A 22,520-nucleotide genomic window follows, 5' to 3' on the forward strand; every position below is an offset into this window, starting at 1 on the left:
CATGCTCGACGTCCAGAACGCCCCCGCTCAGCCCACCGTGATCCAGCGCGAGGATTATCGCCCGCCCGATTGGCAAGTGCCGGATATGGCGCTCGACTTCGATCTCGATGCCACGGCGACGCGCGTGAAGGCGACGCTGTCGGTCACGCGCAACGGCGCGCACGATCGTCCGCTGCGGCTCGACGGCGCCGGGCAGAAACTGCTGTCGGTCGAGGTCGATGGCGTCGCGGTCAACGACTGGCGGCTTGACGGCGAGGCGCTGGTCATCCCGCTTTCGGGTGACGCCCACACGATCGAGACCGAGGTGGAGATCGCGCCCGAACGCAACACGCAGCTGATGGGGCTCTATGCCTCGGGTGGCCTGCTCTGCACGCAATGCGAGGCGGAAGGGTTTCGCCGCATCACCTATTTCCCCGATCGCCCCGACGTGCTGACCCGCTACAAGGTGCGCATGACCGCCGACAAGGCGCGCTACCCGATCCTGCTGGCCAATGGCGATCCGATCGCGGAAGGCGATCAGGAGGATGGGAAACACTGGGCCGAATGGCACGATCCGTTCCCGAAACCTTCCTACCTCTTCGCGCTGGTTGCCGCCGACCTCAAGCCCAACCGATCGACCTTCACCACCATGTCGGGCCGCGAGGTCGCGCTCGCGATCTGGGTGCGCGAGCGCGACTTGGCCAAGACCGATCACGCGCTCCACGCGCTCGAACTGGCGATGGCGTGGGACGAGCACGTCTATGGCCGCGAATATGATCTCGACGTGTTCAACATCGTCGCGGTCGACGATTTCAACTTCGGCGCGATGGAGAACAAGGGGCTGAACATCTTCAACAGCCGCTACATTCTTGCCGATCCGGATACCGCGACCGATCTCGATTACGATGCGATCGCGGCCGTCGTCGCGCACGAATATTTCCACAATTGGTCGGGCGACCGGATCACCTGCCGGGACTGGTTTCAGCTCAGCCTCAAGGAAGGCTTCACCGTGTTCCGCGATCAGAGCTTCTCGGCCGATCAGGGCTCGGCGGCTGTCAAGCGAATCGAGGACGTCCGCACGCTGCGTGCCGCGCAATTCCCCGAGGATGCCGGGCCGCTGGCACACCCGATCCGGCCCGACAGCTATCTGGAAATCTCCAATTTCTACACCGCGACGGTGTATAACAAGGGCGCCGAAGTGATCCGCATGATGGCGACGATCCTCGGCCGCGATCGGTTCCGCCGTGCGACCGATCTCTATTTCGACCGCTTCGACGGGACGGCCGCGACCTGCGAGGATTTCGTCGCCTGCATGGAGGAAGGCGGCGAGGCCGATCTCGCCCAGTTCCGCTTGTGGTACAGCCAGGCCGGCACCCCGCGCGTCACCGCGACGCTGACGCATGAAGAGGGCAGCGACCGCGCCACGCTGACGCTCGAGCAGAGCGTCCCCGCCACGCCCGGCCAGCCGACGAAACAACCGATGGTGCTGCCACTCCGCCTCAAGCTGTTCGGGCGGGACAGCGCCGCGACGCTGGCGCCCGAGCGCCTCGTCATGCTCAGCGACCCGCGCGAGGAGATCGTCTTCGAGGGGATCGACGAACGCCCCGTGCTGTCGATCAATCGCGGTTTCTCCGCGCCGGTTATCGTCGAGACCAATCGGACACCCGCCGATCTCGCGTTCCTCTCAGCGCATGATGACGATCCATTCGCGCGATACGAAGCGATGCAGCAATTGATGCTCGATACGCTGGTCGCCGCCGCCGCGCATGGCCGCGCCGATCACGCCGCGGTGGTTGGCGCGGTGCGCAACACGCTCGCCGATGGTTCGCTCGATCCGGCGTTCGTTGCCGAAGCGGTGCTGCTGCCGTCGGAGGCATTTATCGGTGATCACATGCCAGTGGTCGATCCCGATCGCGTCTTCGCCGCGCGCGAAGCACTGCGTCGCGAGCTCGGCAAGTCGCTGGCTCCCGAATGGCGCAGCGCCTATGACGCCGCGGCCGGCGAGCCATATGCCTACAACCCGGCCGCCAAGGGCCGCCGTCGCCTCAAGAACGTCGCGCTTGGCTATATCGCGGCGAGCGGTGCCGACGATGCCGCCGATCTCGCCTTTCGCCAATTCGAGACCTGCGACAACATGACCGATCGCCAGGCCGCGCTGTCGACCCTCGCCAACGGCACGTCCGACAAGCGGATCGCCGCGCTCGACATCTTCTACAATCGCTATTCGGATAATCCGCTGGTGCTCGACAAATGGTTCTCGACCCAGGCGCTGTCGACGCGCGACGACACGCCGGCCGAGGTCGAGGCATTGGCGAAGCACGCCGATTTCACGCTCGCCAATCCCAATCGCGCGCGCTCGCTGGTCGGCGCGTTCAGCGTCAACCAGCGTGCCTTTCACGAGGCGTCCGGCCGTGGTTATCGGTTCGTCGCCGATCAGATCATTGCGCTCGACAAGCTCAACCCGCAAACCGCGGCGCGGATGGTGCCGCCGCTTGGCCGCTGGCGGCGGTTCGCGGAGGATCGCGCGGCGAAGATGCGGGCAGAACTCCAGCGCATCCTCGAATCGCCGGGCTTGTCGAAGGACCTGTTCGAGCAGGCGTCGAAAAGCCTCGAAAGCTGAGTGTGCTGGCACCGCGCGGCGACACCCGATAGAGCGGCGCCATGGCCGAAACGCGCGAAGGATCGACGATCGACCGGCGCACGCTGCTGATCGGTGGCGGCGTGGGGGCGGGGCTGCTGGTCGCGTGGCAGTTGTGGCCGCGCGACTATCGCCCGAATTTGACTGCGGCGCCGGGCGAGCACGTTTTCAACGCTTGGCTGAAGATCGGTGAGGATGGCCATATCGCGGTTGCGGTGCCGCAGACCGAATATGGCCAGGGCATCTATACCACGCTGCCGCAGATCATCGCGGACGAGCTGGGCGCCGACTGGCGCACCGTCGCGGTCGAGGCCGCGCCGCTCAACCCGCTTTACGCCAATCCGATGGCGGCGGATGAGCTGTTCGCCGGTACCTGGAGCGCGCTGCCCGAGGGATTCCGCCACGCCCATGCCCGGCGCAGCGCATTGGTGCTGACGGCAGGCTCGACCTCGATCCGTATGTTCGGCGACATGGCGGGCGAGGCGGGAGCGGCGGCGCGGGTGCTGTTGTGCAAGGCAGCAGGGCGGCGCTGGAAAGTCGATTGGCTCGCCTGTGGCACGGCCGCTGGCTTCGTCGTCCACGGGGGGGACCGGTTGCGGTTCGGCGAGCTTGCCGCGGCGGCAGCGGAAGAAGAGTTGCCGCGCGACGTGCCGCGCCGGGATGGCGAAACCGGCCGTCTTCTGGGCCGGTCGCTGCCTCGGCTCGACGTCCCGTCGAAGGTCGACGGATCAGCCAATTTCGCCGGCGACATCCGGCTGCCCGACATGGTCTATGCCGCGATCCGCCAGGGCCCGGTCGGTGATACTCGGCTGGTTCGCACCGATCGCGCCGCGGCGGACCGTGTCCGGGGCGTGGTCGAGGTGATCGAGAATCCGCGCTGGGTTGCCGCGGCGGCGACCAATTGGTGGGCGGCCAACCGCGCGCTCGATGCGTTGGCCCCCCGGTTCGAAACCAGGAGCGCGATCGTCGATGGCGCCTCGATCGACGCCGCGCTCGATGCAGCGCTCGATGGTGACGGCACGCGCATGGCCCGGGCCGGCGACCTCGGCAGCGTGTTCAAGGGGGCGAAGCTCGTCACCGCTGCCTATCGGGCCGGCCTCGCCGTCCATGCCCCGATCGAGACGATGACTGCGACCGCGCATCTGCATGACGGCCGCCTCGAATTGTGGCTGCCGACGCAGGCGCCCGGCCTTGCGCGCGCTGCCGCTGCGGCGACGATCGGGGTCGCCGAGCACGATGTCACCGTTCATCCGATGCTCGCCGGCGGCTCGTTCGGCGCCAATCTCGAGCATCTCGCGGCGGAGCAGGCGGCGTTGCTCACCGCGCGGCTCAGGCGCCCGGTGCAGCTGGTCTGGTCGCGTAGCGAGGATCTGCTCCATGATCGCTGTCGCCCGCCGGCGGCGGCGCGGATGAGCGCCCGGCTCGACGTCAACGGCCGCATCCTCGGCTGGCAGGCCAAGATCGCCGCGCCGCGCACCGGGCGAGAGCTGACCGAGCGGTTGGTCGGCGGCGATGCCGCACTGGCACTGGCGCGCACGCTGGCCGGCGGGGGGGACGCTTATGCGGTGGCCGGGGCGACACCGTTCTACGCCATCCCCAATTATGCGATCGATCACCACCCGGCGGCGATCGGCGTGCCGACCGGCCATTGGCGATCGGGCGCGCACAGCACCTCGTGCTTCTTCACCGAATGTTTCGTCGACGAGCTCGCGCACGTCGCCGGCACCGAGGCGCTGTCGTTTCGCATTGCTATGCTCGGCGGCGAGACGCGGCTGGCGCGCTGCCTGACGACCGTCGGCTCGCTGGGCGGCTGGGGTGGCGGTGTGCCGGGCAGCGGGCAGGGTATCGCCTGCCACAGCTTTCGTGGCAGCCATATCGCCGTGCTGGCCGAAGCGCATCTCGACGAGGCGCAGCGTCCGGTGGTCGATCGCCTCGTCGCCGCGATCGATTGCGGCCGCATGGTCAACCCGAATGTCGTGCAGCAGCAGATCGAGGGCGGGCTGATCTTCGGGCTCGCGCAGGCGCTTGGGGCGGCGACCGGGTTCACCGACAATCTGGCCGATGCGCGCGGTTTCCGCGATCTCGGCCTGCCGACGCTCGGCAGCGCGCCCGACATCCTTGTCGAGCTGATCGCCAGCGAAGCCGATTCTGGCGGCGTTTCCGAGCTGGCGGTGCCGCCGGTCGCGCCCGCCATCGCCAACGCGCTACAATCGGCAACAGGCTCGCGCATTCGCACGTTGCCGCTGAGGCTCACCGCATGACTTTGACCACCGACCATCCGTCGATTCCGCCGCGCCGGATCGGCGTGTTGCTGATCAACCTCGGGACGCCCGACGACGCGACGCCGCGTGCGGTGAGGCGCTATCTCGGCGAATTCCTGTCGGACCGTCGCGTGGTCGAGATTCCGGGGCTGATCTGGCAACCGATCCTACGCGGGATCATCCTCAACACGCGGCCGAAGAAGTCCGCACATGCCTATGCCCAGGTGTGGCGCGACGATGGCTCGCCGCTCGCCGCGATCACCGAGGCGCAGGCGACGGCGCTGGCCGGCGCGTTCGGGCCGGACGTGATCGTCGATTGGGCGATGCGTTACGGCAGGCCGGCGATCGCCGACCGGCTCGCGGCGCTCAAGGCGCAGGGGTGCGAGCGCATCCTGCTCGCTCCGCTCTATCCGCAATATTGCGCCGCGACGACGGCGACCGCCAACGACAAGGCGTTCGTGGCGCTGGCGGGCATGCGCTGGCAACCGGCGGTGCGGACCTTGCCGCCCTATCATGACGACCCGGCCTATATCGGCGCGCTAAAGGACATGATCGAGGCCGAGCTGGCGGCGCTCGATTTCTCGCCGCAGGCTCTGGTCGCGAGCTTCCACGGCATGCCGCAGCGGACATTGGAGCTTGGCGATCCCTATCATTGCCACTGCGCCAAGACCGCGCGATTGCTGAGCGACGCGTTGGGCCGCGAGCTCATGCTTGCCTTTCAGTCCCGCTTCGGCCGGGCCAAGTGGCTCGAACCGGCAACCGACGCAACGCTTGCGGCGCTGCCCGGCAAGGGCGTCACGCGCGTCGCGATCGTCGCGCCCGGCTTCGCGGCGGATTGTCTCGAAACGCTGGAGGAGCTGGCGATTCGCGGCCGCCAGACATTCCTCGACGCGGGTGGCACCGACTTTGCCTATCTGCCCTGCCTCAACGACAGCGCGATCGGCATCGCGATGCTCAAATCAATTCTGTCGCGAGAGCTTGCCGGCTGGAACGCGCCCGCTTAGCTTTCGTTACGGTGGGAAACCAATTTTTTAGGAGAGAGCCATGGCACGCGTCGCGATCGTAACCGGAGGCACCCGGGGCATTGGCGAGGCCATCAGCCTCGCGCTCAAGGACGCGGGCATGATCGTTGCCGCCAATTATGCCGGTAACGAGGAACGCGCGAAGGCTTTCACCGATCGCACCGGAATCAAGGCGTACAAATGGGACGTCGGCGATTTCGCCGCGTGTCAGGATGGCTGCCAGCGCGTCGCCGAGGAGCTTGGCGAGGTGGACGTGCTGGTCAACAACGCCGGCATCACCCGCGACGGCACGATGCTGAAGATGAGCCATGACGATTGGGACGAGGTGATGCGTGTCAATCTGGGCGGATGCTTCAACATGGCCAAGGCGGTGTTTCCGGGCATGCGCAGCCGCAAATGGGGCCGGATCGTCAACATCGGCTCGATCAACGGCCAGGCCGGGCAATATGGCCAGGTGAATTATGCCGCCGCCAAATCGGGCATTCACGGTTTCACCAAGGCGCTGGCGCAGGAAGGCGCGCGGGCAGGCGTGACGGTCAACGCGATCGCGCCGGGCTATATCGATACCGACATGGTCGCGGCGGTGCCGGCCGATGTGCTGGAGAAGATCGTTGCCAAGATCCCGGTCGGGCGCCTGGGCAAGGCCGAGGAAATCGCGCGCGGTGTGGCATTTCTGTGCGCCGAGGATGCCGGATTCGTGACCGGATCGACGCTCAGCATCAACGGCGGCCAGCATATGTACTGACGAGCGCAGGCGGCGCTACGCCGCCGCCGATGCGCGCCCATGGCGCGCAGCGCCCGGCACGGCCGGCGGGTCGGCGTCAGCCGATCCCGGCCGACGGCGGCTTGGCCGTCGTCGGGTCCAATACCCGCCTCATCTCCCTCTCCCCACGGAGGGAGCGCTCACCCGAATGCCGCCTCGTAAATTTCCGGCTTGAACCCGACGATGCGGCGATCGCCGATATCGAGCACTGGCCGCTTGATCATCGATGGCTGCGCCAGCATCAGCGCGATCGCCTTGCCGGCGTCGAGATCGCTGCGCTCGGTCTCGGGCAGCTTGCGGAAGGTGGTCCCCGCGCGATTGAGCAGCACTTCCCAGCCAAGTTCCGCGACCCAGCTTTCCAACCTGGCGCGATCGATCCCGGCCTTTTTATAGTCATGAAAATCGTACGCCACGCCATGCGCGTCGAGCCACGCCCGCGCGCGCTTGATCGTGTCGCAATTGGGAATGCCATACATGGTTGCGGTCACCTGCGGTCCTCTCGATTGCCAGCCGCCGCGTCGTAGCGCGCTGCCGCCGCGCTGGCCATGTCGTTGGGCCCTGGCGGGGCGATTGCTGCTGGAGTAGCGATGGCAATCATCGTTTTCGGGGGGAGTTCGTCATGCGCCGTCACTTGCTGTTCGCCACCATCGCTCTCGCACCGCTGCTGATCGCGGCGACTGATACGGGCACGCCGCGCTATGGCACCTGGGGCGTGGCGATCGAGGATATGGATCGTTCGGTAAAGCCCGGTGACGACTTTTTCGATTATGTCGAGGGGACATGGCTGAAGAATCATCCGATCGCCCCGGACAAGGTCGGCGCGGGTTATAATTACGAGCTGCCCGACGAGATCGAGCAGCAGGTGCGCGGGCTGGTCGAGCGCGAGGCGGCGAAGCCCGACGACATGATCGCGAAGAAGGTCGGCGATTTCTACTCGGCGTGGATGGACGAGCAGGGCATCGAGGCACGCGGGACGGCGCCGCTCAAGCCCTATCTGGCCAGGATCGCCGACGTGACGGATCGCGGCGCGCTCGTCCGTCTGATGATGCAGCCGGGCTATGCCGCGCCGGTATATATCGCGATCACTGCCGATCAGGACGATCCGACGCGCTATACCGCTGCTGCCGGGCAGGCGCGGCTCGGGCTGCCGACGCGCGATTATTACCTCCTCAAGGGCGAAAAATACGACGCGATTCGCAAGGCATACCACGCCTATATCGTACAGATCCTGACGCTTGCCGGGATGACCGATGCGAGCGCGAAGGCCGATCGCATTCTGGCGCTCGAGACGCGGTTGTCGCAGGACCAGTGGACGCCCGAGGCGCGGCGCGATCCGATTCGGACGCATAACCCGATGACTCGCGCGCAGCTGATGAAGTTGGCGCCCGAATTCGATTGGGGCCCGACGCTCGCCTCGATGGGGCTGTCGGCGGCGCAGAAGGTCGATGTCGCCGAAACGACGGCGGTGACCGCGGCAGGCAAGCGCCTCGCCGATGTGCCGCTGGCGACCTGGAAGGACTGGCTGGCGTTCCGTTTCGTCAGCGATCACGCGAGTTTCCTGCCGCGCGCTTTCGATCAGGCGCATTTTGATTTCTATTCCAAGACGCTGAACGACGTGCCCGAGCAACGTGCGCGGTGGAAACGCGGCATCGCCTTGCTCGACGGCAGCCTCGGCGAAGCGGTCGGCAAGCTCTACGTCGCCGAGCATTGGTCGCCCGAGACGCAGGCCAAGGCCGACGAACTGGTCAACGACGTGCGCGCGGCCTATGCCGACAAGATCAGCCATGCCGCATGGATGGACGCAGCGACGCGCAAGGCAGCGCTGACCAAGCTCGGTACGTTCGATCCGCGCATCGGCCATCCCCGGAAGTGGATCAATTATTCGGGCCTGGCGGTGAGCCGCACCGATCCCCTGGCCAACGACGTGGCGAGCGATACCTTCCAATGGCGGCTGCAACTGGCGCGCTTCCCGCATCCGGTCGATCGCGGGCTGTGGGACATGACGCCGCAGACGGTGAATGCTTATTACGACCCGACGATGAACCAGATCACCGTGCCGGCGGCGATCCTGCAGCCGCCGTTCTTCGATCCCAACGCCGATCCGGCGGTCAATTATGCCGAAACCGGCGCGACCACGATCGGCCATGAAATGGGCCACGGGTTTGACGATCAGGGCCGGCAATATGACGCACAAGGCCGGCTGCGCGACTGGTGGACCAAGGAAACCGCAGCGAAATACACCGTCAAGGCGGATCGGCTGGCCGATCAGTTCGATCAATATGAGCCGATCCCCGGCGTCCACATCAAGGGCAAGCTGACGCTGGGCGAGAACCTTGCCGATCTCGGCGGGCTGGAGACGGCGTATGACGCCTATCGCCGCTATGTTGCGCGGCACGGCGAGCCGCCGGTGATCGACGGCTATACCGGGGACCAGCGCTTCTTCATCGCCTTTGCCGCGGCCTGGCAGGGCAAGATCCGCGAGGGGGCCGAGCGGCAGCAACTGCTCAGCAACCCGCATAGCCCGGACAAGTATCGGGTCGACGGGATCGTGCGTAATTTCGATCCCTGGTATAAGGCGTTCGACGTCACGCCGGGGGACAAGATGTATCTTCCACCCGACCAGCGCGTGCATATCTGGACCGAATAGGAAGGTGTTGGCGACGGCGGCGAAGCCGCCGTCGGACGGGTTCGGCTGAAGCCGACCCGCCGGCCGTGCTTGGCGCCGCGCTCTACGTGGCGGCGGCGGTGCGCCGCCTCCGCCAAGCACAAGAGGCCGGCCCCTTGCGGGACCGGCCTCCGCCCTCGATACGCGACCCGAGGGAACTCGCTATTCGGTGTGGATCAGCGGCAATAATCGGGGCGATCCGATCGATCGATCGCCCGGCCGGCCAACGCGCCGCCGCCGGCGCCGAGCACAGTGCCCAGCGTCCGATCGCCACGGCCGGCGATTTCGTGGCCCAGCAATCCACCAGCGATCGCGCCGATGATCGTGCCGCCATCGCCATTGCCGCGGCAGCGGCGATAATCCCGATAACCGCGATAATCCCGATAACCGCGCCGGTCGTATCGATCATGCTCGCGATAGCTGTCGCGATGATAACCGCGGTAATGCGAATGATAGCGCTGCGCCATCGCCGGCGCGGCGGGAACGAATGTGGCGGCCCCCATCGCTAGGGCGGCGCCGACGAGCGAAAGCTGCTTCAACATGGTCGTCTCCTCATAGCTCGGGGACGCGGCGACGAATCATCGCTGCGGCCGTCAGATGTATGGATATGAGGTATCGGGCTTGAGTGATCGCTGAATGCGCCGGTTATCGGGCGTTCAGCCAGCCTGCCAGGTGGCGCTGAGGTCGAATGCCGCTATAGCCGCGGCGGTGCGCCTGCTTTTCTCGATCCTCATCGTTCTGCTGTTGGTGCCGAGTTACGCCACCGTCCCGCCCGAACCGCGGCTTGCCGCGATGGGCAGGATGACGGTGCGCAAGGTCGTGCTCGATAGTAGTGATCCGGCGCGCCGCCACGTCGGTCGGCTTACCTGGCTCGGCGGCATCGCGCTATCGAGCGACGATCCCGCCTTTGGCGGCTTTTCATCGATGAGCTTGGTGGGCGACCGTTTCACGCTGCTCAGTGATGGCGGCAACTTCATCGACTTCCGCATGGACGGCGACTGGCGAATCGGCGACCTGCATTTCGGCAATCTACCCGACGGCCCCGGGACCGGCTGGGAAAAGAGCGATCGCGACAGCGAATCGATGGCCCGCGATCCGAAAACCGGGGACATCTGGGTCGGTTTCGAAGTCTATAATGCGATCTGGCGCTACTCGGCGGGATTTGCTCATGCCGAGGCGCATGTACGTCCGAAGGACATGGCGAAGTGGCCGATTGCCGGCGGCCCGGAATCGATGGTCCGGCTACGCGATGGTCATTTCGTCGTGTTTGGTGAAACGGCGCATTGGCCGCACGATCACGCGCATGCCGCGCGCTGGTTCGATCATGATCCGACGATCGATCCGACCACCGGCTTCCGCTTCGATTACGCCCCGCCGCACGGCTATGATCCCAGCGACGCGGTCGAGCTGCCCGACGGCGATCTGCTGGTGCTCAACCGGCGATTCCAGCTGCCGTACACCTTTACCGCGATCCTGACGATCGTTCCCCGCGCCGAGATCGCGCCGGGCAAGACGGCGATCGGCACGCCGATCGCGACCTTCGCCGCGCCGTTGATCCACGACAATTTCGAGGCGTTGGCCGTGACCCGCGAGGGCAAGGACACGATTATCTGGATGGCGTCCGATGACAATCAGTCGATTCTCGAACGCTCGCTGCTGCTCAAGTTCCGGCTCGATCCACCGGAAACGACGAAAACGCCGCCCTGGGGTTAGCCGGGACGGCGCATCCATTATCTCATGGCCTGGCGAGGCCGGCGTGGCCGAACCTCGGCAGCAATCAGGCCGAAGCGAGCTTCTTGGCGATGTCGCGCTTCAGGCGGCGCGCCTTGAGCGACAGCTTGTCGTCGCTGGTCTTGACCAGCCAGTTGTCGAGGCCGCCGACATGCTCGACCGAGCGGAGGCCATGCGTCGAAACGCGCAGCTTCACGCTCGTCTCCAGCGCCTCGGACATCAGCGTGACGTTCTGCAGGTTGGGCAGGAACGTGCGCTTGGTCTTGTTGTTGGCGTGGGAAACATTGTGTCCCACCTGACGGCCCTTGCCGGTCAGCTCGCAAATGCGCGACATCGGTTGAAATCCTGAATTCGGGTTTATCCGGAAAGTCGGCGCACCTAGCGGCATCGTGGCAGGACGTCAACCGATTCCGGGGTGGACCGGTTGTATCCAGATCGCAGCGAGGCTCAACCGGCCTGAATGCAGCGCCATGCAACTCGCTCACCGATTGGACGTTATTACGCCAGCGAAAAGATTTGGGAGACCATCATGCGCACGCTGCTTGCCTTGCTCGGCCTCATCGTGATCGTCGTCGTGGTGCTGATGGCGTTCGGCTTCATCAACATCGATCAGACGCGGCCCGCGAAGATGCCGTCGATATCCGTTCAAGGCGGCCAGGCGCCGCAATTCAGCGCCAATGTCGCCTCGGTCGATGTCGGGACGAAGAACGAGACGGTGCAGGTGCCCGACGTTCGGGTCAACAAGCCCGCCGGCAATCAGGCGACGCAATAAGCGTGTTGCCCGCCCCCGCCGGCCGTGGCGTCGTTCCACCTCTCGCTTGACGGCGCCAAAGCGGGCATAGCGGCGCCATGTCGCCGATCACCGCCCCGATGCGCCTCGCGCTCGATGCCGCACGCGAGGCCGCCGCGCTGGGCGAAGTGCCGGTGGGCGCCGCGGTGGTGCGCGATGGCGAGGTGATCGCTGTTGCCGCAAATGCTCCCCGCCGCCTCGCCGATCCCACCGCGCATGCCGAGATCCGCGCGATTCGCGCCGCTGCCGAGCTGCTCGGCACCGACCGGCTGGAGACGTGCGACCTGTGGGTGACGCTGGAGCCGTGCGCGATGTGCGCGGGCGCGATCGCCCATGCCCGCATCGCCCGGCTCTATTACGGCGCGAGTGATCCCAAGGGCGGCGCCGTCGAGCATGGCCCGCGCTTTTTCACGCAGCCGACCTGTCATCACCGGCCCGAAATCTATGCCGGCATCGCCGAAGCGGAGGCTGCCGTCCTGTTGCGCGATTTCTTCAGGGAACGGCGCTGATCGCCGCCTCGCGCCGTTCGGCGACGGTGCCGGGCTGGCGATGGAGGAATTCGTAGACCGCATAATCGGCTTCGTCGCCCGCGTCGTTCGCCGCACCGCTCGCGATCTTCTCGACCGTCCAGCCCGTAAGATCGCCGAACAGCGCCGGCGGCAGAAAGCGATCGGCGTCGGGCACGGGTTTGCGCACTTCGGTAATCAGGTAACGATCGACGAACGGCGCCGCCTGCTCGTAGATCGCCGCCCCGCCGATCACGAACACGTCGTCGTCCGGTGCCGCGATTCGACTCGCCAGGGCCAGTGCCGCCTCGAACCCCGAGGCGATCCGACAATCGGACCGTTCCTCGAACAGATCGGCAAGGTGCGTGACGACAATGTTGGTGCGATTGGCGAGCGGCTTGCCGAGCGAACGCCAAGTATTGCTGCCCATGATGACGACATGGCCCTCGGTCTGGCGCTTGAAGAAGCGCAGATCGGATCGGATCCGCCAGGGCAAGGCATTGTCCTTGCCGATCGCCCCTTCCTCGTTGACTGCCACGATCGCCGTCAGTCGCCGCATTCTCGCCCCTTTGCCGGTTGCCTCAAGCCCCGCCATAGCGGGATTCGGCAACCGCCGCGACCGTTGTTCAGCGGAGTGTCAGTCGGTTGCGAGCATGTTGCAGCTCGCGGGCGCGGCCGACTGGCGCCATGGCAATTGAGCTTCGAGCTTGAGCAGCATCGCCGCCAGCGTCGCGACGATGATCGTCTTGCGCATCTCCCGCACGACCCTTCCTCCCTCTCGATCCTTGAACGATTACAGTTGTAGTCGTTCAGCCTGAACCGCGGCTTAACCGCGTGATTGGGTAAGGGGATAAGGCGATTCGTCAGCCCGCCACGCCGGGCAATCGCAGTCTCAATCGGGCTTCTTCGCCACGCCGACCAGCGCCGGCCGCAGCAGCCGATCCTTGATCGTATAGCCCGCCTGCATCTCCTGGACGATCGTGCCCGGCTCGGCGTCGGCGCTCGGCACTTCGAGCATCGCCTGGTGGCGATTGGGATCGAGCGGTAGCCCCATCGCCGCGATGCGGGCGATGCCCTGGCGCTGGAACACGGCGTTGAGCTCGCGGCCCGTCGCTTCAAGGCCGGCGATCAGCCCCTTGAACCGGTCGTCGCCGCGCACTTCGTCGGGGATCGCGGCCAGCCCGCGTTCGAGATTGTCGGCCACCGACAGGATGTCGCGGGCGAAGCTGGTGACGCTGTAGGCGCGCGCATCGGCGACCTCCTTCTCGGCCCGGCGGCGCACGTTCTGGAGCTCGGCATGAGCATAGAGCACGTCCTGCTTCGTCTTGGCGAGTTCCTCGTCGAGGCGAGCTGCCTGGTCATGCGCGGCGATTTCGGGAGCGGCCTCCGCCGTCTCCTCGCGCAGGTCCTCGGCTTCGGCCTGGGTCTTGTCGTTATCGGTCATCTCGTTCTTTCCGTAGCTTACGTCATCAGACGCGCGAGCGTCGCCGCAGTGAAATCCACCATTGGCACAACCCGCGCATAGTTCAACCGTGTCGGCCCGATCACCCCGACCACGCCCACCACGCGCCCGTCGGCGCCGTGGAACGGCTTGGCGATTACCGACGATCCGCTGAGCGCGAACAGCTTGTTTTCGGCGCCGATGAAGATGCGCGTGGCATCGCCTTGCCGCGCGCGATCGAGCAGCCGCGCGATCTCCTGCTTGCCTTCGAGATCGTCGAGCAGGTCACGAACGCGCTCGAGGTCGGCGGCCGCGGCGGCGTCGATCAGCCGGCCCTGGCCGCGCACGATCAGCACCGGGCGGCGATCGCCGTCCTCGCTCCACATCGCGAGGCCGCTTTCGATCAATGCCTGCGCCGCGCTGTCGAGCGCGGCGCGTTCAGCGGCGATCTCGCGCTCGATCCGGCTACGCGCTTCGGAGAGCGTCAGGCCGGATAGCATCGCGCTCATGTAATTGCCCGCCTGGGCCAGCGCGCCCGGCGTCGTGCCGGGCGGCAGATCGACCACCCGGTTCTCGACCGAGCCGTCATCGCCGACCAGCACCGCCATCGCCTGTTCGGCCGACAGCGGCACGAACGCGACCTGGCGCAGGGTCAATTCGCGCTTGGGCACGAAAACCAGCCCGGCGCAGGCCGACAGGCCGGAAAGCGCCGCGGTGGTCGCCGCCAGCGCCTCCTCGACCGGGCCGCCCTGCGCCGATCGCGCCTCGATCGTCGCGCGCTCCTCGGGCGAGGGCTCTAATGCCTGCATCATCCCGTCGACGAACAGCCGCAGCCCGATGTCGGTCGGCATCCGCCCGGCGCTGGTATGCGGCGCCGCCAGCAGCCCGAGTTCCTCGAGATCCTGCATTACGTTGCGGATCGATGCCGGCGACAGATTGAGCCCCGACAGTTTCGAGATCGTCCGCGATCCCACCGGCGCGCCCGATTCGAGATACGATTCGACCACCTGACGAAACACGTCGCGCGCGCGGTCAGTCAATTCGATCATCGGCGTGGGCATGGCGCTCATCTAGGAAGTGAAACGATCGTGCTCAACGCCTGCCGATCATCGTCGCGATCGGCAACAGATCGGGCGCCGCCGCCAGCGCGGCGGCAAGGTGGGGATTGCGGGCACGGCAACCGAGATAGAAATGCAGGCTGGCGGTCGCGCCGGTCGAATCGGTCCAGGTGACGTCGACGCTTGGCATGTCGGTCGGCGCGGGGCCGCAATTGGCCGAGCCGCTTCGATACGTCGCAGCACCCTCCGCCGGGCGGTATGGCGCAAGCGTCGCGGAAAAATGCCGATAGGTCGCACGATCGACGGTGAAGTCCCGCTCGCCGCTGACCGCGGTGAACCGTTTGCCGGTGAAAGTCCCTTGCCCGTCAGGCGACACGCTAACCGTATAGACCGGGCAAGCGCCGAAGCATGGCTGCGTTTCATAGGCGATCGTATCGGCCTCCGCCGGTTGCGCGCTGCCGGGTGACGGCGCCGCTCCATGAGTCGCGCAGCCGGCCAACAGCATCGCGGTGCCCGTCGCCAATATCAGCCTCGCACGCATCTCTCGCTCCCACGGTTCGTTGTCAGCATTCAACGACGAGACTGGCGAAGCGGGTCCTTCCCGTCTAGGCCGGCCAGACTTGAACAGGAGACCATCATGCGCCCTTCCGGCCGCGCCCCCGATCAGATGCGCGAAATCACCATCGAGCCGCACTTCACCCGCCACGCCGAGGGCTCGGTGTTGATCGGCTTCGGCGACACCCGCGTGCTGGTCACCGCGTCGGTCGAGGAGCGGTTGCCGCCGTGGCTGCGCGGCAAGGGCGAGGGCTGGGTCACCGCCGAATACGGCATGTTGCCCCGCGCGACGCATACGCGCGGCAATCGCGAAGCCGCCAAGGGCAAGCAATCGGGCCGCACGCAGGAAATCCAGCGCCTGATCGGTCGTTCGTTGCGCGCCGTCACCGATCTGAAGCTGCTCGGCGAACGCCAGATCACGCTCGATTGCGACGTCATCCAGGCCGATGGCGGTACGCGCACGGCGTCGATCTCGGGGGCGTGGGTGGCGCTGCGGCTGGCGATCAACGGCCTACTCCGCGACGGCAAGCTCACTGCCGATCCGCTGACCCAGAAGGTCGCGGCGGTCAGTTGTGGCATCTATCAGGGAACGCCCGTGCTCGACCTCGATTATGACGAGGATTCGAACGCCGATGCCGATGCCAATTTCGTGCTGCTGGAAAACGGCCACATCGCCGAGGCACAGGCGACTGCGGAGGGTGCGACCTATGACGAGGAGGGACTGCTGCGACTGCTGCGCCTCGCGCGGATGGGCTGCACCGAGATCTTCCGTGCGCAGGAAAAGGCGGTCACGGCATGAGTGGCGAGGGCAAGGAGCCGCAGGCGATCCGCAAGCTCGGCCCCGGCCGGCTGGTCATTGCCAGCCACAACGAGGGCAAGGTTCGTGAAATCGGTGAATTGCTGGCGCCCCACGGCATCGAGACAGTATCGGCGAAGCAACTCGGCCTGCCCGAGCCGGAGGAAACCGGCACCACCTTCGTCGCCAATGCCGAATTGAAGGCGCAGCAGGCGGCGGATCTTTCGGGGCTGCCTGCTCTTGCCGACGACAGCGGGTTGTGCGTCGATGCGCTGGGCGGCGAGCCCGGCATCTTCTCGGCACGTTGGGCCGAGACCGAAAAGGGGCGCGACTTCGCCGAGGCGATGCGTCGTGTCGAGGCGGCAATCGCGGCAAGCGGCACGAACCCCAGCCGCGACGCGCATTTCGTCTGCGCGCTGGCGCTGGCCTGGCCCGACGGCCATGTCGAATGGTTCGAAGGCCGGGTCGATGGCACGCTCATCTGGCCACCGCGCGGACAGAAGGGCTTCGGCTATGACGCGATGTTCCTGCCCGAAGGCGGCGACGAGACGTTCGGCGAGATCGAGCCCGACGCCAAGCACGCGATCAGCCACCGCGCTGATGCCTTCCGGCAACTCGTCGCGGCGGTGTTCTAGGTCGCCACCGCATCGAGATGGCGGTGGAGGAAGGCTACCGTTCGCTGCCACGCCAGCGCGGCGGCGGCGGCATCGTAGCGATCGGCGGCGGTGTCGTTGTTGAAGGCGTGGTTGACGTTCGGATAGGTGTAGGCGGTCACGTCCTTGCCCGCCGCCTGAAGTGCGGCAACCCAGGGCGCGCCGGTGGCGTCTACCCGTACGTCGAGCCCGGCATAATGGAGCAGCATCGGCGCTGTCACCTTGGCGGCTTCCGCGGGATCGGGCGCTGGGCCGTAATAAGCGACCGCTGCGTCGAGTGACGGCCCGGCGGCGATCGCGACGCGGTCCACCAGGCCGCCACCCCAGCAAAAACCCACCGCGCCGGCCTTGCCGCTGCCATGGTTGAGCTTGAGCAGGCGCTGCAGCGTGGCGACGCATTCGCTGGTTACGCTGTCGATATCGATCGCGGCGATCATGTCGCGCGCCTTGTCTTCGTCGGCCGGCGTGCCGCCCTGATCGGAGAGCAGGTCGGGCGCGCAGACGAAGAACCCCTCCAGCGCCAGACGGCGCGCGACATCCTCGATATGTGCGTTGAGACCGCGATTCTCATGGATTACCATCACCGCGCCGAGCCCGGTCGACACGTGCGGCGCGGCGAAATAGCCGGTCAGATAGGCGCCGGCGCCGATCGCGTATTTGCCCTTGCGCGTGACAAGACGCGGATCGTCCGGCTGGGTGATCGTGGCGGCGGCGGACGATGCCGCGATGCCGGCGATCAGCAGCTCGGCCGTGGCGATCGATCCGGCAAGCGCCGCCATCTGGCGGATCAGCGTGCGACGATCGCGATGCTCGTGCGTGAAGGCATCATAGATCGCGATCGCGCGGTCACGAAGATCGGTCATTGCGGCGGCTCCCGAATCGAACCTCGTAGAGCCGCAATCTAACCCGCGACGCTTATTTGCGGAACAGCGTCTCCGCGGTCGGTTCGGCTGGCGAAAGCGTGCCCTCGGTTTCGTTGGCGGCGGCTTCGGCATCGCGGGCCGCCTGCGCGCGCTCGGCGCGAAGCTCGTTGATCAGCGCCTCGCGATCGCCGGCCAGCCGCGTGTCGACCGGCGCTTCCTTGTCGGTGTTCTTGGCTGCCTTGGCGACCGCCGCGTCGAGCTCGCGCTGCGAGGTGAGGCCCAGCGTCACCGGATCCTTGGGGACGATGTTGGCGATGTTCCAGTGCGAGCGCTCACGGATCGCCTGGATCGTCGTGCGCGTCGTGCCGATCAGCTTGCCGATCGCGCCGTCGGAGATTTCCGGGTGGTTGCGGATGATCCAGGCGATGCCGTCGGGCTTGTCCTGCCGTTTCGAGACCGGCGTGTAGCGCGGGCCCTTGGTGCGGCGGACCTGTTCGGGGCCCTTGGTCATCTGCAGGCGGTAATCGGGGTCGTTCTGCCCCTTCTCGATCTCCTCCTGCGTCAGCTCGTGCGCGCGAACGGGGTCGCGGCCGGTCAGCTTGGTCGCAGCGGTATCGTCGGCGATCGCCTGCACCTCGAGGATATGGAGGCCGCAGAACTCGGCGATCTGCTCAAAGCTGAGCGCGGTATTGTCGACCAGCCAGGAGGCGGTGGCATGCGGCATGAGCGGCTGGGCCATCTCGTGAATTCTCCGAAAACAATAAGGGCCGCCCCTTGCGGAGCGGCCTGTCACCGGTTCGACTTAGTGCGATGCGGCTCTTGGTGCAAGCATCACGGTGATCGGCCGGTGGCGTCGACCGGATCACGCCACCGCACGTTCTTCGGGCAGCGGGGCGAGCGCGGCCAGGAACTGCGCGGCGCTCGCCGCCCAAGTGAAGCCGGCGCCATACGCCGCGCAGGCCGTGCGGTCCCGGGTCAGCGCGCCGTCGATCGCGGCATCGAGATCGTCGTCCATCGCCCCGGTTGCGGGCGTCAGCACGTCGATCGGGCCGGTCACCGGATAAGCAGCGACCGGAGTGCCGCAGGCCAGCGCCTCGATCATCACCAGCCCGAACGTGTCGGTGCGGCTGGGAAAGACGAACACATCGGCGGCCGCGTAGATGCTGGCGAGCTCGCCACCGAACCGCGCGCCCATGAAGATCGCGTGCGGATGCGCCCGCTCCAGTGCGGTGCGCGCCGGCCCGTCGCCGACGATCACCTTGGTGCCCGCGTGGCGTGTGGCGAGGAACGCTTCGATATTCTTTTCGACCGCAACGCGGCCGACGTAGAGCAGCAAAGGTCGCGGCAAATGGCCGAGCGACGGATGCGGCATCAACCCGGACCGGAAATGCGCGAGATCAACCCCCCGGCCCCAGTGGCGGACCTGCGGCACGCCATGATCGATCAGCGCGCGGCGGATCGAGGGCGTCGACGCGAGCACCGCCTCGGCGGGCGCATGAAACCAGCGGATGTACCGCCACACCCATTCGGGATCGAGCCCGGTGCGCGCCGCCACATAATCGGGAAATTGCGTGTGATAGGCGGTGGTGAACGGGAAGTGCCGCGCCAGGCACCAGCGCCGCGCGGCGAGGCACAGCGGCCCTTCGGTGGCGAGATGGATCGCGTCGGGAGCGAAGCGCGCGAGCAGTCTTCCGATCGCGCCCGATCCGGCGATCGCGAGACGGATTTCGGGATAGGTCGGGCACGGCACCGAATGGAACCGGTCGGGCGCGATCACCATGATCTCGTGGCCCTGTGCCTCGAGCTCGCCCTTGACCGCCTGCAGCGTGCGGACGACGCCGTTGATCTGCGGCGCCCAGGCATCGGTGACGATCGCGATACGCATGGGGCTCAGGCAGCGACCGCAAGCGACGGGGGATTGTTCCGGGCGGCGATCTCGTCGGCCCAATGCAGCAATTCCATGCGCCCGTCGTCATGCTCGACGAGCGCGGTGCACCCCTCCACCCAGTCGCCGTCGTTATAATAGGCCACGCCGTTGATGTCGCGCATCTCGGCGGTGTGGATATGCCCGCAGACCACGCCATCGACCCCGCGCGAGCCGGCGGCATGCGCGACCACGTCTTCGTAATGCGAGATGAACTCGACCGCGTTTTTGACCTTGGCCTTGGCGTGCTTCGACAGCGACCAATAGGGCAGGTCGAGCGTTCGCCGGATGAAATTGACCCAGCGGTTCAACCCCATCAGCGCTTCGTATGCAGCGTCGCCGACATAGGCGAGCCAGCGGTGCGCGAGCGTGATGACGTCGAATTCGTCGCCGTGCAGCACCAGCAGGCGCCGGCCATCGGCAGTCTCGTGGATCGCCTTGCGACGAATCTCGACACCGCCGAAGTCCAGCCCGGTGAACTGCCGGAACATCTCGTCGTGATTGCCGGGAATGTAGACGATCCGGGTGCCGCGCTTGGCGCGCTTCAGGATGCGCCAGACGACGTCGTTGTGCGCGGCGGGCCAGTAGAATTTCTTCTTCAGCCGCCAGCCGTCGATGATGTCGCCGACCAGGTACATCGTCTCGCTGTCGACATGATCAAGGAAGTCGATCAGCATCTCGGCATTGCAGCCGCGCGTGCCGAGATGGACGTCGGAGATCCAGATCGTGCGGTAGTGCCGCCGCTCGACCACCCGTTCGGGGATCGTCGGACGCGATTGGGCGAAGTCCGCCATATCGGCGATCGTCGATTCGAGCCGCGAGTCCATATCCTTAGCCTCCATTGGGGCTGTCCTGGATCGCGCCTATGGCAGGCTAATGTGACAGTTCGAATCGTTGTCGTGTCGCGGAAACGTCACGAACCGCCCGGCGTCGGTGCCGCCATGGCGACGAATCTGGGCAGCGCCTCAATGCGATCGATCCACGCGCCGATCGCCGGATAGAGCGCGAGATCGAACCCGCCATCCTCGGCGAGATGGGTGTAGGCATAGAGTGCGATATCGGCGAGGCTGACGGCGTCGCCGACCATCCAGTCGACCAGCGCGAGGTGATCGTCCATCGCCTGCAGCGCCGCCTCGCCGGCCAGCCGCTTGGCGGGGATCTGGCTGCGCTGGAGTTCACTCAACGCGTCCAGCCCGACGAAGTGGAGCCAGAAGCGCAGCGTCGCGACATTGGGTTCGTGATGATATTGCTCGAAAAACATCCAGCGCAGCATGTCGGCGCGCTGGAAGCGGTCGTCCGGAATCAGCGACGAACCGTCGGCAAGGAAGAAGCACGCGGCGTTGCTTTCGGCCAGGAAGCGCGGACCGACCTGCAGCACCGGGATGCGGCCGAGCGGATTGATGTGGGTGCGGAACTGCGGCGTGCGCGTCTCACCCTTCATGATGTCATATTCGACCCGCTCCAGCAGCAGGCCGAGCAGCGCCGCCGTCAACCGGATCTTGTAGCAATTTCCCGACGCGGCATATTCGTGCAGGATCAGCTTTTCCACATCGCCTCCACCAGGAATGTCACGCCAACGTCAGCACGATCTTGCCGACGTGATCGCCGGCTTCCATCCGGCGATGCGCCGCAGCGGCCTCGGCCAGCGGGAAAGTAGCGTCGATTTCGGGTTTGAGCAGCCCCTGCTCGACCAGCGGCCAGACCGTGCGATGGAGCTCGTCGGCAACGAGGCTCTTGAACTCGGTGTCGCGCGGGCGCAGCGTCGATCCGGTCAGCGTCAGCCGGCGACGCATCACCTGCGCGATCGGGATCGTCGCTTCCGCCCCGCGCTGCACCGCGATCGAGACATGACGGCCATCCTCGGCAAGGCATTTCAGGTTGCGCGGCACGTAATCGCCGCCGACCATGTCGAGCACCGCGTTGACACCCGCGCCGCCGGTGATCGTCTTCACCGCCTCGACGAAATCCTGCGTCCTGTAATTGATCGCATGATCGGCGCCGATCGCTTTCGCCTGCGCGCATTTCTCGTCGGAGCCGGCGGTGACGATGATCGTCAGGCCGAACAATTTGGCGAGCTTGATCGCCATCGTGCCGATGCCGGACGTGCCGCCGTGGACCAGCACGGTGTCGCCGTCGGCGGCATAGGCGCGCTCGAACAGGTTGGTCCACACCGTAAACAGCGTTTCAGGCAAGGCCGCCGCCTCGATCAGCGTCAGCGCAGGAGGCACCGGCAGGCATTGCCCAGCCGGCGCCACGGCGAATTCGGCATAACCGCCGCCGGCGATCAGCGCGCAGACCTTCTGGCCGATCTGACCGCTATCGACGCCATCGCCCACGGCGGCGATCTCGCCCGCAACCTCCAGCCCGGGAATCGAGGGCGCGCCGGGCGGCGGCGGATAGGCGCCCATGCGCTGCAATACGTCCGGCCGGTTGACGCCCGCGGCGGCGACGCGGATCAGCACCTCGCCCGCGGCCGGCCGCGGCACCGGCCGCTCGACCGGCACAAGCACCTCCGGTCCACCGGGTTCGGCCGGATCGATTGCCGTCATGACGTCAGGCAGCGCGTGCATAGGTCCCCCCTTTTGCCGGCGCCTTATTGACATCGGCGGGCTTAGGGTCAACGCTCGATGCCATGGATTCCGGCGAGAATCTCCCGCGCCGCGCCGATGATCCGGTGGCGCAGCTTGCCCGGCAGGACCTCGATCCGATGTCGGTGGCGGAGCTCGACCAGCGTGTCGCCGATCTCGAAGCTGAGATCGAACGCGTCAGACGCCACCGGGATCGCGCCGTTAACCATCGCGCAAGCGCCGACGCTTTATTCAAGCGATGAGCGCAAACCGCGCCTCGGCGGGCACAATGCCCTGGGCGAGGAGCG

At 66.5% G+C, this 22,520-nt stretch carries 25 protein-coding genes; 11 read left to right on the forward strand and 14 right to left on the reverse strand.

Going from position 1 to position 22,520, the window contains the following annotated elements:
- Position 1: 1 nt before the first annotated feature.
- From pepN to phbB, 4 genes are read left to right on the forward strand one after another with little or no spacing between them, the layout of a single operon-like run.
- Positions 2-2,599 (forward strand): aminopeptidase N, encoded by a 2,598-nt coding sequence (gene pepN / locus K7G81_RS14310; protein WP_223031491.1) that lies wholly within the window; start codon positions 2-4, stop codon positions 2,597-2,599.
- A 41-nt stretch (positions 2,600-2,640) separates the two neighbouring features.
- Positions 2,641-4,878, forward strand: a complete 2,238-nt coding sequence (locus K7G81_RS14315; RefSeq protein ID WP_223031492.1) for a xanthine dehydrogenase family protein molybdopterin-binding subunit — start codon at positions 2,641-2,643, stop codon at positions 4,876-4,878.
- The gene (gene hemH, locus K7G81_RS14320; RefSeq protein WP_223031493.1) at positions 4,875-5,882 is read left to right on the forward strand and encodes a ferrochelatase; all 1,008 of its coding nucleotides are present in this window, start codon (positions 4,875-4,877) and stop codon (positions 5,880-5,882) included. Before K7G81_RS14315 ends, hemH begins: the two co-directional genes overlap by 4 nt.
- 40 nt (positions 5,883-5,922) lie before the next feature.
- Entirely contained in the window at positions 5,923-6,645 is a 723-nt protein-coding gene (gene phbB, locus K7G81_RS14325) for an acetoacetyl-CoA reductase (protein ID WP_223031494.1), read from the forward strand.
- A 158-nt stretch (positions 6,646-6,803) separates the two neighbouring features.
- Here the strand turns inward: phbB and K7G81_RS14330 are convergent, their stop codons facing one another.
- Complete coding sequence (locus tag K7G81_RS14330; RefSeq protein WP_223031495.1) at positions 6,804-7,151, reverse strand: ArsC family reductase; 348 nt, start codon at positions 7,149-7,151, stop codon at positions 6,804-6,806.
- A 131-nt stretch (positions 7,152-7,282) separates the two neighbouring features.
- On the opposite strand from K7G81_RS14330, the gene K7G81_RS14335 reads away from it, so the two are divergent.
- Positions 7,283-9,310, forward strand: coding sequence for a M13 family metallopeptidase (locus K7G81_RS14335; RefSeq protein WP_223031496.1), 2,028 nt, complete (start codon positions 7,283-7,285; stop codon positions 9,308-9,310).
- Between the two features lie 194 nt (positions 9,311-9,504).
- Here K7G81_RS14335 and K7G81_RS14340 read toward each other — a convergent pair whose 3' ends face one another.
- The gene (locus K7G81_RS14340; protein WP_223031497.1) at positions 9,505-9,870 is read right to left on the reverse strand and encodes a glycine zipper 2TM domain-containing protein; all 366 of its coding nucleotides are present in this window, start codon (positions 9,868-9,870) and stop codon (positions 9,505-9,507) included.
- Positions 9,871-9,964: 94 nt separating this feature from the next.
- Between K7G81_RS14340 and K7G81_RS14345 the strand changes: the two genes are divergently transcribed.
- Entirely contained in the window at positions 9,965-11,041 is a 1,077-nt protein-coding gene (locus K7G81_RS14345; RefSeq protein ID WP_255587085.1) for an esterase-like activity of phytase family protein, read from the forward strand.
- A 64-nt stretch (positions 11,042-11,105) separates the two neighbouring features.
- Here K7G81_RS14345 and rpmB read toward each other — a convergent pair whose 3' ends face one another.
- Positions 11,106-11,393, reverse strand: coding sequence for a 50S ribosomal protein L28 (rpmB, locus tag K7G81_RS14350; protein WP_223031498.1), 288 nt, complete (start codon positions 11,391-11,393; stop codon positions 11,106-11,108).
- Positions 11,394-11,588: 195 nt separating this feature from the next.
- Between rpmB and K7G81_RS14355 the strand changes: the two genes are divergently transcribed.
- A complete protein-coding gene (locus tag K7G81_RS14355; RefSeq protein WP_223031499.1) occupies positions 11,589-11,831 on the forward strand; it encodes a hypothetical protein in 243 nt (80 codons plus the stop codon).
- 98 nt (positions 11,832-11,929) lie between these two features.
- Positions 11,930-12,358: a nucleoside deaminase gene (locus tag K7G81_RS14360; protein WP_223031591.1), complete on the forward strand. Its 429-nt coding sequence runs from the start codon at positions 11,930-11,932 to the stop codon at positions 12,356-12,358.
- Here K7G81_RS14360 and K7G81_RS14365 read toward each other — a convergent pair.
- The 5 genes from K7G81_RS14365 to K7G81_RS14380 form a co-directional block, all read right to left on the reverse strand.
- Positions 12,342-12,914 carry a dihydrofolate reductase gene (locus tag K7G81_RS14365; protein ID WP_223031500.1) on the reverse strand — a complete coding sequence of 191 codons (573 nt, stop codon included), beginning with the start codon at positions 12,912-12,914 and terminating at the stop codon, positions 12,342-12,344. The two genes, K7G81_RS14360 and K7G81_RS14365, sit on opposite strands and share 17 nt — an antisense overlap.
- 78 nt (positions 12,915-12,992) lie before the next feature.
- On the reverse strand, positions 12,993-13,118 hold the full coding sequence (locus K7G81_RS17860) for a hypothetical protein (protein WP_255587086.1): 126 nt from the start codon (positions 13,116-13,118) through the stop codon (positions 12,993-12,995).
- A 129-nt stretch (positions 13,119-13,247) separates the two neighbouring features.
- The gene (grpE, locus tag K7G81_RS14370; protein WP_223031501.1) at positions 13,248-13,799 is read right to left on the reverse strand and encodes a nucleotide exchange factor GrpE; all 552 of its coding nucleotides are present in this window, start codon (positions 13,797-13,799) and stop codon (positions 13,248-13,250) included.
- A gap of 17 nt (positions 13,800-13,816) precedes the next feature.
- Positions 13,817-14,857: a heat-inducible transcriptional repressor HrcA gene (gene hrcA / locus K7G81_RS14375; RefSeq protein ID WP_223031502.1), complete on the reverse strand. Its 1,041-nt coding sequence runs from the start codon at positions 14,855-14,857 to the stop codon at positions 13,817-13,819.
- A 31-nt stretch (positions 14,858-14,888) separates the two neighbouring features.
- On the reverse strand, positions 14,889-15,395 hold the full coding sequence (locus K7G81_RS14380; protein ID WP_223031503.1) for a DUF6438 domain-containing protein: 507 nt from the start codon (positions 15,393-15,395) through the stop codon (positions 14,889-14,891).
- Positions 15,396-15,491: 96 nt separating this feature from the next.
- Here K7G81_RS14380 and rph point away from each other — a divergent pair, with 96 nt between their 5' ends.
- Entirely contained in the window at positions 15,492-16,208 is a 717-nt protein-coding gene (gene rph, locus K7G81_RS14385; protein WP_223031504.1) for a ribonuclease PH, read from the forward strand.
- A complete protein-coding gene (gene rdgB / locus K7G81_RS14390; RefSeq protein WP_223031505.1) occupies positions 16,205-16,840 on the forward strand; it encodes an RdgB/HAM1 family non-canonical purine NTP pyrophosphatase in 636 nt (211 codons plus the stop codon). The genes rph and rdgB overlap by 4 nt, the downstream gene beginning before the upstream one ends.
- On the opposite strand, the gene K7G81_RS14395 is transcribed toward rdgB, so the two are convergent.
- From K7G81_RS14395 to K7G81_RS14420, 6 genes are all read right to left on the reverse strand, one after another.
- Positions 16,837-17,721: a dienelactone hydrolase family protein gene (locus K7G81_RS14395; protein ID WP_223031506.1), complete on the reverse strand. Its 885-nt coding sequence runs from the start codon at positions 17,719-17,721 to the stop codon at positions 16,837-16,839. The genes rdgB and K7G81_RS14395 overlap by 4 nt on opposite strands.
- 52 nt (positions 17,722-17,773) lie before the next feature.
- Complete coding sequence (locus K7G81_RS14400) at positions 17,774-18,460, reverse strand: DUF1013 domain-containing protein (protein ID WP_223031507.1); 687 nt, start codon at positions 18,458-18,460, stop codon at positions 17,774-17,776.
- 123 nt (positions 18,461-18,583) lie between these two features.
- Positions 18,584-19,606, reverse strand: coding sequence for a glycosyltransferase family 4 protein (locus tag K7G81_RS14405; RefSeq protein WP_223031508.1), 1,023 nt, complete (start codon positions 19,604-19,606; stop codon positions 18,584-18,586).
- Between the two features lie 5 nt (positions 19,607-19,611).
- Positions 19,612-20,472, reverse strand: coding sequence for a UDP-2,3-diacylglucosamine diphosphatase (locus K7G81_RS14410; protein WP_255587087.1), 861 nt, complete (start codon positions 20,470-20,472; stop codon positions 19,612-19,614).
- Positions 20,473-20,558: 86 nt separating this feature from the next.
- Complete coding sequence (locus K7G81_RS14415; protein WP_223031510.1) at positions 20,559-21,194, reverse strand: glutathione S-transferase family protein; 636 nt, start codon at positions 21,192-21,194, stop codon at positions 20,559-20,561.
- A gap of 19 nt (positions 21,195-21,213) precedes the next feature.
- Positions 21,214-22,215, reverse strand: a complete 1,002-nt coding sequence (locus tag K7G81_RS14420) for an NAD(P)H-quinone oxidoreductase (protein WP_223031511.1) — start codon at positions 22,213-22,215, stop codon at positions 21,214-21,216.
- Between the two features lie 62 nt (positions 22,216-22,277).
- Between K7G81_RS14420 and K7G81_RS14425 the strand changes: the two genes are divergently transcribed.
- The gene (locus tag K7G81_RS14425; protein ID WP_223031512.1) at positions 22,278-22,475 is read left to right on the forward strand and encodes a DUF1192 domain-containing protein; all 198 of its coding nucleotides are present in this window, start codon (positions 22,278-22,280) and stop codon (positions 22,473-22,475) included.
- Positions 22,476-22,520 lie beyond the last annotated feature (45 nt).

Origin of the sequence: Hephaestia mangrovi (genome assembly GCF_019880555.1) — a bacterium.
Lineage (GTDB): Bacteria > Pseudomonadota > Alphaproteobacteria > Sphingomonadales > Sphingomonadaceae > Sphingomonas > Sphingomonas mangrovi.

Excerpts from the sequence above, each read along its gene's own strand:
- pepN (WP_223031491.1), top strand. The coding sequence starts at position 2 with ATGCTCGACGTCCAGAACGCCCCCGCTCAGCCCACCGTGATCCAGCGC.
- K7G81_RS14315 (WP_223031492.1), top strand. The coding sequence starts at position 2,641 with ATGGCCGAAACGCGCGAAGGATCGACGATCGACCGGCGCACGCTGCTG.
- hemH (WP_223031493.1), top strand. The coding sequence starts at position 4,875 with ATGACTTTGACCACCGACCATCCGTCGATTCCGCCGCGCCGGATCGGC.
- phbB (WP_223031494.1), top strand. The coding sequence starts at position 5,923 with ATGGCACGCGTCGCGATCGTAACCGGAGGCACCCGGGGCATTGGCGAG.
- K7G81_RS14335 (WP_223031496.1), top strand. The coding sequence starts at position 7,283 with ATGCGCCGTCACTTGCTGTTCGCCACCATCGCTCTCGCACCGCTGCTG.
- K7G81_RS14340 (WP_223031497.1), bottom strand. The coding sequence starts at position 9,870 with ATGTTGAAGCAGCTTTCGCTCGTCGGCGCCGCCCTAGCGATGGGGGCC.
- K7G81_RS14345 (WP_255587085.1), top strand. The coding sequence starts at position 9,965 with ATGCGCCGGTTATCGGGCGTTCAGCCAGCCTGCCAGGTGGCGCTGAGG.
- rpmB (WP_223031498.1), bottom strand. The coding sequence starts at position 11,393 with ATGTCGCGCATTTGCGAGCTGACCGGCAAGGGCCGTCAGGTGGGACAC.
- K7G81_RS14355 (WP_223031499.1), top strand. The coding sequence starts at position 11,589 with ATGCGCACGCTGCTTGCCTTGCTCGGCCTCATCGTGATCGTCGTCGTG.
- K7G81_RS14360 (WP_223031591.1), top strand. The coding sequence starts at position 11,930 with ATGCGCCTCGCGCTCGATGCCGCACGCGAGGCCGCCGCGCTGGGCGAA.
- K7G81_RS14365 (WP_223031500.1), bottom strand. The coding sequence starts at position 12,914 with ATGCGGCGACTGACGGCGATCGTGGCAGTCAACGAGGAAGGGGCGATC.
- grpE (WP_223031501.1), bottom strand. The coding sequence starts at position 13,799 with ATGACCGATAACGACAAGACCCAGGCCGAAGCCGAGGACCTGCGCGAG.
- hrcA (WP_223031502.1), bottom strand. The coding sequence starts at position 14,857 with ATGCCCACGCCGATGATCGAATTGACTGACCGCGCGCGCGACGTGTTT.
- K7G81_RS14380 (WP_223031503.1), bottom strand. The coding sequence starts at position 15,395 with ATGCGTGCGAGGCTGATATTGGCGACGGGCACCGCGATGCTGTTGGCC.
- rph (WP_223031504.1), top strand. The coding sequence starts at position 15,492 with ATGCGCCCTTCCGGCCGCGCCCCCGATCAGATGCGCGAAATCACCATC.
- rdgB (WP_223031505.1), top strand. The coding sequence starts at position 16,205 with ATGAGTGGCGAGGGCAAGGAGCCGCAGGCGATCCGCAAGCTCGGCCCC.
- K7G81_RS14395 (WP_223031506.1), bottom strand. The coding sequence starts at position 17,721 with ATGACCGATCTTCGTGACCGCGCGATCGCGATCTATGATGCCTTCACG.
- K7G81_RS14400 (WP_223031507.1), bottom strand. The coding sequence starts at position 18,460 with ATGGCCCAGCCGCTCATGCCGCATGCCACCGCCTCCTGGCTGGTCGAC.
- K7G81_RS14405 (WP_223031508.1), bottom strand. The coding sequence starts at position 19,606 with ATGCGTATCGCGATCGTCACCGATGCCTGGGCGCCGCAGATCAACGGC.
- K7G81_RS14410 (WP_255587087.1), bottom strand. The coding sequence starts at position 20,472 with ATGGACTCGCGGCTCGAATCGACGATCGCCGATATGGCGGACTTCGCC.
- K7G81_RS14420 (WP_223031511.1), bottom strand. The coding sequence starts at position 22,215 with ATGCACGCGCTGCCTGACGTCATGACGGCAATCGATCCGGCCGAACCC.
- K7G81_RS14425 (WP_223031512.1), top strand. The coding sequence starts at position 22,278 with ATGGATTCCGGCGAGAATCTCCCGCGCCGCGCCGATGATCCGGTGGCG.